General features: G+C 70.1%; 1 protein-coding gene and 1 pseudogene. Both read right to left on the bottom strand.

Annotated features, from left to right (window positions below):
- Window positions 1-97: 97 nt before the first annotated feature.
- A pseudogene (locus AC2VNT_RS01545) lies at window positions 98-1,405 on the bottom strand (hemolysin family protein).
- Window positions 1,402-1,752: rRNA maturation RNase YbeY (gene ybeY, locus AC2VNT_RS01540; protein ID WP_486945184.1), on the bottom strand; the 351-nt coding region annotated here is incomplete at its 5' end. The pseudogene AC2VNT_RS01545 and the gene ybeY, both read right to left, overlap by 4 nt.

Here is a 1,752-nt window from a genome sequence, read left to right as displayed (position 1 = left end):
TCGCGCACCGCGGCGCCGGTCTGCGCCTCGCCGCGGGCCATGGCGCCGCGGGCCAACAGCACCAGCTTCGCGTCGTCGGGCTCCGACAGCTCGTCGCTCACCCCGCCTCCTCGTTGCTTTTCTGTTCCGCGCCCGCTGGTTCGGCCGGGCTGACCAGGACCGTGCCGATCCGCACCCGGCCGCGGCCGTCGCGGCTGCCCTCGGCGTGCAGCCGCAGCCCGTGCGACACTACCTCGGCCCCGGGCAGCGGCACCCGGCCCAACTACAGCGCCAGCATCCCGCCGACGGTGTCCACGTCGAGGTCGGCGGCGAACCTCACGCCGTAGAGCTCCCCGACGTCTTCGATCGGCAGCCGGGCCGACACCCGGAACCGCTTGTCGCCCAACTCCTCCACTGGCGCGGTCTCGCCTTCGTCGTACTCGTCGGCGATCTCGCCGACGATCTCCTCCAGCACGTCCTCGATGGTGACCAGCCCGGCGATCGCGCCGTACTCGTCGACCAGCAGCGCCATGTGGTAGCGGTTGCGCTGCATTTCGCGCAGCAACGCGTCCAGCGGTTTGCGGTCCGGGACGAACACCGCTGGCCGCATCACCTGGGAGACGGTGGTGTCGCGACCCCCGTTCGTCGAGTAGTACGTCTGCTGCACCAGGTCCTTCAGGTACACCACGCCGACGACGTCGTCGACGTTCTCGCCGATCACCGGTATCCGCGAGTGCCCGCTGCGCACCGCCAGCGAGGTCGCCTGGCCGGCGGATTTGTCGCCTTCGATCCAGACCATCTCGGTACGCGGAACCATCACCTCGCGCGCGGCGGTGTCGCCGAGCTCGAAGACCGATTGGATCATCCGGCGTTCGTCGGCGGCCAGCACGCCGCGCTGCTGGGCCAGGTCGACGACCTCGCGCAGCTCGATCTCCGAGGCGAACGGCCCGTTGCGGAATCCCCGGCCCGGGGTCAGCGCGTTACCGACCAGCACCAGCAGCCGGCTGATCGGGGCGAGCAGCACCGAGAGCACCTGCAACGGCAGCGCCACCACCAACGCGATCGAATACGCGTTCTGCCGGCCGAGGGTTCGCGGCCCCACCCCGATGACCACGAAGCTGACCACCACCATGATCACGATGGCCAGGAACCGGCCCCACTCCAGCTGCAGCTCCACCCGCAGGAACGCGACCAGCAGCACCGTCGCGGATATCTCGCAGGTGATCCGCAGCAGCACCACCAGGTTGAGGTAGCGCGCCCGTTCCTTCATCAGCTTGGCCAGCCACACCGCCCCCGGCCGGTGCTCCCGCATCAGCTCGCCGACCCGGGCCGGTGACACCGTGTTGATCGCCGCGTCCACCGCCGCGAACAACCCGCCCAGGCCGATCAGCGCGATCACGCTGAGCAACAGTCCGGTCCCGGTCACGGGTCGTCGAAGTACTGTGACTTGTCCAGCAGCCGGCGGTCCTTCTCGGTCTGGGTCTCCTTGCGGTAGACCGCCACCTGGTCGGCGACCCACTCCTCGAGCAGCCGGCCCTGCAGGGCGAACATCTCCCGCTCTTCCTCGGCTTCGGCGTGATCGTAGCCGAGCAGGTGCAGCACCCCGTGCACGGTGAGCAGCGCCAGCTCGTGACCGAGGGAATGACCGGCGGTCTCGGCCTGGGCGGCGGCGAACTGCGGACACAGCACGATGTCGCCGAGCATGGCCGGCCCCGGCTCCGGGGCGTCCGGCCGGCCGCCGGGCTCGAGCTCATCCATCGGGAAGCTCATCAC

The sequence above is a fragment of the Mycobacterium sp. TH-M15 genome (assembly GCF_057473705.1).
This window is presented reverse-complemented; position numbering and strand designations above follow the sequence as displayed.